Here is a 4,492-nt window from a genome sequence, read left to right as displayed (position 1 = left end):
GATATTGCCTACCAGTATGCCCTTGCGCACCTATAAGGCCCTACCATCCTTAACGCTTGTTAGAAGATGCCTGACGATCTTGAGTAAAGGCAGCTCTGCGACGACTGACGAGAACAGGAGCACGATCACAAGGAAGGCTCCGAGGAACACCCAGTCGATGCCATTGGTCTCGAAGCCAAAGGGGAGATCGAACGCCAACGCGATGTGCTTGGCTGCGAAGTACATCGTTGCGCTGAGATAGGCGCAGTCTCGGGTCTTCAGAAAAAGCTGTCCGAGTGGAGAGTAGTTTTGTTCCCTGAAGTCCTGACCTTCTCGTCTAAGCGCCACCCAAAAATCTACCTGCATCCCCGTCCGCGTCGTAGCGCTTGGAGACGGCTCAACGCCGTCCAGCCCAACCGCGGCGGCCAGTTGGTCGCTGGCAAGAGGGTCGATCTTGAATACCTGAATAATAGCCAGCCGCGCAGCCTGGGGTAGCTCGCGTTCCCCGCGCTCATAGCGGCGTAGGGCGCGGTCTGAGAGCCCGATGGCCGCGGAGAACTGGGCCTGGCTCAATCCGGTGTATACACGAATGGCCAGCAGGTTGGCCGCACCAACCCGCCGAGCAATCGATTCGTGATCTTCTAGTGGAGTAGCCAAATCCGGTGATCCAGTGCCTGAGCTGTTCGTACCTCTCAGGAACCTTAGCTCGGCACGCTGGTCAGCGGTCAAGAAAACAACGCGGGCGGACCATTCGGTCCGTACGGACCGAATGGTCCGGATAGTTTTTTGTTTTAAGACAGCGTCTTGCGAGATTGACCGGTTTAGATGGAGTTCCTTAACTGGATGGAGAGTCCTGCTCTTTTGCTCTCTCAGAACTAGGAGATCGCCCCGATGCGCACCCCGACAAAGGAAGATCTGGATGCTCACGAGCGTCTGAAGGCGGAACTCAGGATCCGGGGGACATCACTGGCGCAGATATCGCGAGAACTCGGTGTCAGTGACTCTGCGCTGACCTTGGTCGGTAAGCGGATGTGCCGGTCTAAGCGCATTGAAGAAGCGCTGGCACTGGCCGTCGGTATGCCGCCGGAGGCGTTGTTTCCTGCGGACCAAGAGGAAGGAGCGAACATGACCTAGAAAAGCAAAGGGCCCGAGGAGTTGACGCTCCAAAGGCCCTTCAGGTGTATCAAGTTGTAGCCGGATACACCTCATTCATGACCCAACTTTCGGCCCCGGTCAAGCGTGCAGAGACTTCTGCGGGCCGGGGCTCCATGTCTCCATGAAAGAGGACCCCGTTGCACCGGCAGGTATGCCTGCGGTGCCGGGAGCAACAGCCTATGTATGACGAAGATATCGGGGGGCCGTACGCCCCGCCCGAGCGGACGCGCGCGACCCGGATGTTCCCGGCCCGATCGCGGGCGAGCGCACGGGGGTTTCTTGTCGCGAAACTGCGTGCCCAGGCCGCCTGGCGGCAGCTGATCTTTGAGAGCCACCTTGAGCGAAAATGTCTTTTGGTGCTGCTCTCCCAGCATGCGGTCGTCGACGTCTGGGACCAGCCGCCTCAGATCACCTATAGAAACCAAGATGGGAAGCTGAAGCCTCACACCTTCGACTTCCTGGCCACGTTGGACGATGGCAAAAGGATCGCGATTGCCGTCAAGCCGGATAGGCTGGTCGAACGAAATGGCTTCGACCGCGAGTTCACGCTGATCAAGGCGCAGACCGCGAAGCAATTCGCGGACGACTTGCTGCTCGTCACGGACAGTAGCTTCTCCGCAGCGGAAGTGCGCAATGCGGAATTGCTTCATATGTTCCGTCAGGTTGAGGATGCCGAAGCAGATGCGGCGGTTCAGCAGGTATTCCGAGGAATGAACTGCGAAATGTCTCTGGGGCAGGTTGTTGCCGCGACCGGTCTGCAGGGGAGGGCATTCCGCGCAGGCTTCAAAGCGATCTTCGACGGAATTGTCATGACGAACCTGTCCTTCCCCGTGACCGAGGCCAGTATGCTCTCGATGCCGCAGGTGCATTGATGGCGGTCAGGTTACGTATCAGCAAATCAGATGCGCTGGTCGCGGGCGGCACCGTCCATGTGGTCAGCGCCGTCTCGGATAGCACTTTGGAGCTGCGTCCTTTGGATGGCAGCTCGGACCTGCTCTGCTTCAGTCATGCCGACATCAAGCGCATGCTCGATGAGTGCAAGGCTACCATCGAGTACGGTTATTTTTCCGGTGCGCAAGCTGCCCGCCGAGCCTTGGCGGGCAGCTCGCTTATCAGCGGGATGGGAGCAGCCGAGAAGGCTCAGGTTTTCCGCAAGCAGCTTTACGTTGAGTGCTTTCTCGAAGCGGAGGCGAATGGCGAAGTAAACCGTTCCAATGACCCGTGCGTCGCATTTCTCTCTGAGTTGGGGAAACGTGTCGAGGCCAAAATATTGGAGCAAATACGCCTTGGTGGGGATGGGGCGGAGCTGGGAAAGCTCCTATCCATGAAGCATCCAGGGCGGACAGCCCTCATGGCTTGGGTGCGAGAATGGCAGAAAACACGTGACCCCATGTGTTTCGTCAAGAAAAGCCGGTTCAACGGTGGCAATGCCAAGCGGATCTCCTCTCAGGTTGAGAATGTCCTGCAGACGGCGATCAAAACATATCTGCACCCCAACCAGGTCAATGTTCGTCACGTGGCCGACGAGGCAAATCGTGCCATTCGTGAGCTGAGCAAATCACTCGTACTCAATGATCTGCTCCCAGAACGCGAAGTGTCCACGAGGACCGTTTATCGCCGCATAGAAGAGCTGCACCAGTTTGAAACCTGCGCGGCCCGAGAAGGGGTGGCCGCGGCCAAGAACAAGCTGGGACCTTACGGTCAGGGTCTTGAGATCGAAGCGCCCTTGCAGCGTATCGAAATGGATGAGTGGCTGATCGACCTCATCGCCGTGCTGGAGGACGCTGGCGTCGACGTAAGCGACCAGAAGTTCGACGAACTTCGTAAAGGGCGTTTCTGGATTTGCGTCGCAATCGACGCGGCGACGAGGGTGATCTTGGCCATAAAGATGAGCAGAACGGAGTCTGACGTCGAGACGGCATTGGCGACCCTATGGTTGGCTATGCGGAACAAAAGCGAGATATCGAAACAGCTCGGGTGCAAGAAGCAGTGGAGCCAGCACGGCCACATTTTCTGCGTGGCCGTGGATAACGGAGGTTCGTTCGTCAACGCGGACTTCAAAGCCGCGCTCACAGACCTCGGGATTGCATATGAAGTGCTGCCAGCAGGCGTGCCCAAGCTGCGGGGACGCGTTGAGCGCCTCTTTCGGACATTCGGCACCGGGCTCATGCAGTTTCTGACCGGCAGAACGTTTAGCAATCCGCAGGAACGCGGCGACTATCCGTCGGACAAGTACGTGGTTCATACCGCGGACAGCATCGTAGAGGTGCTGGTCTGCTTCGTTGTAGATGCCTACCACCACCGGTCGCATCGTGGGCTGGATTACGCGACACCTGCAGATACCTGGGACCGGTTGATGGGGCACTACGGATACAGCCCGGCCAGGTCACCTCATGTTCTCCGCCATTTCCTCGGCATCCCGCAGAAGCGTCAACTTGGTCGTCACGGCGTTCTCGTCTGCGGCATCGCCTATACGAGCCGTAAGCTCGCCGCTTTTTTCCAGCGGCGGGGTGCGCAGAAAATCGATCTTCGCATTGATCCGGAGGACATGGGGTACGTCTCTGCCTGGTTCGATGAGGCATGGCACACGATTCCGGCGGGCTTGCCGAATGCGCGTGGGACTTCGCTCGCCGTCTGGGACGCGGCCATCCGGGAGTTGCGACGGTCGAACAAGGCTGCTGCACGCCTCCATATCGAAGTCGTTGATGCGGCCCTCGAGCGCATCAAGCAGATCGACAACCACCAACGCGCGAGGCGCCAGATTGGCCCACTGACTGTGTCCGCAAAAGATATTCGCAGGGCGGAGCACGAAAGCTTTTACGGCCTGAGTTTCGGGGTCGTCCCCGGCGAGGTCGTCGAGAAACCAGCAGCCGCGGGGACGGCAAGCCTGACCGGCTCGCTCTCCGACATTGCTGCGTCAAAGGGAGCGATCATCGAGGGGGTGCCCCCGGTCAACGACCCTTCCGACCAGTTCTCGCTGCCCAATGATCCCGAAACCGAATGGAGATTCAGTGATGAAGACGAACAAGAGTAATCCTGAAGTCCGGCAGATCATTCAGGACATTCGGGGCGCGTATGTTCCGACCATGGCCTACGATCGCCTCGATGAGTATTTCGACCAGTTGCTCGAACAGAGGCGCGCGGACCTCGCCGAGGGCATTGTATCGGACCTCAGAGGCATCGTCCTCGTCGGTCGCTCAGGGGCCGGCAAGACGACGGCCATTCAGGAGCTGAGGCGACGCTATCGGAAAAGATTGGTGTATGACGACCCGGACGGCGTGAATGAGATGATCAGTCTCAAAGTGCCTTCGCCCGCCACGATGAAGTTCGTCGCTACGGCTGCGCTGCACGCGGCGGG

5 protein-coding genes are annotated in these 4,492 nt (G+C 58.7%); 4 read left to right on the top strand and 1 reads right to left on the bottom strand.

The window, feature by feature from the left end; translation table 11 throughout:
- Positions 1–30: 30 nt before the first annotated feature.
- On the bottom strand, positions 31–636 hold the full coding sequence (locus tag L1069_RS23425) for a helix-turn-helix domain-containing protein (protein ID WP_237457250.1): 606 nt from the start codon (positions 634–636) through the stop codon (positions 31–33).
- 234 nt (positions 637–870) lie between these two features.
- Here L1069_RS23425 and L1069_RS23420 point away from each other — a divergent pair, with 234 nt between their 5' ends.
- The 4 genes from L1069_RS23420 to L1069_RS23405 form a co-directional block, all read left to right on the top strand.
- On the top strand, positions 871–1,113 hold the full coding sequence (locus tag L1069_RS23420) for a helix-turn-helix domain-containing protein (RefSeq protein ID WP_237457249.1): 243 nt from the start codon (positions 871–873) through the stop codon (positions 1,111–1,113).
- Between the two features lie 200 nt (positions 1,114–1,313).
- A complete protein-coding gene (locus L1069_RS23415; protein ID WP_237457248.1) occupies positions 1,314–2,006 on the top strand; it encodes a Tn7 transposase TnsA N-terminal domain-containing protein in 693 nt (230 codons plus the stop codon).
- A complete protein-coding gene (locus tag L1069_RS23410; RefSeq protein ID WP_237457247.1) occupies positions 2,006–4,168 on the top strand; it encodes a Mu transposase C-terminal domain-containing protein in 2,163 nt (720 codons plus the stop codon). The genes L1069_RS23415 and L1069_RS23410 overlap by 1 nt, the downstream gene beginning before the upstream one ends.
- Positions 4,149–4,492, top strand: a 344-nt coding sequence (locus L1069_RS23405) for a hypothetical protein (RefSeq protein ID WP_237457246.1), incomplete at its 3' end; no start/stop codon positions are given. The genes L1069_RS23410 and L1069_RS23405, both read left to right, overlap by 20 nt.

Origin of the sequence: Leisingera sp. MMG026, from assembly GCF_021654205.1 — a bacterium.
In the GTDB taxonomy this organism is placed as follows: Bacteria; Pseudomonadota; Alphaproteobacteria; order Rhodobacterales; family Rhodobacteraceae; genus Leisingera.
This window is presented reverse-complemented; position numbering and strand designations above follow the sequence as displayed.

Coding starts and splice junctions, on each gene's coding strand:
- L1069_RS23420 (WP_237457249.1), top strand. CDS start 871: ATGCGCACCCCGACAAAGGAAGATCTGGATGCTCACGAGCGTCTGAAG.
- L1069_RS23415 (WP_237457248.1), top strand. CDS start 1,314: ATGTATGACGAAGATATCGGGGGGCCGTACGCCCCGCCCGAGCGGACG.
- L1069_RS23410 (WP_237457247.1), top strand. CDS start 2,006: ATGGCGGTCAGGTTACGTATCAGCAAATCAGATGCGCTGGTCGCGGGC.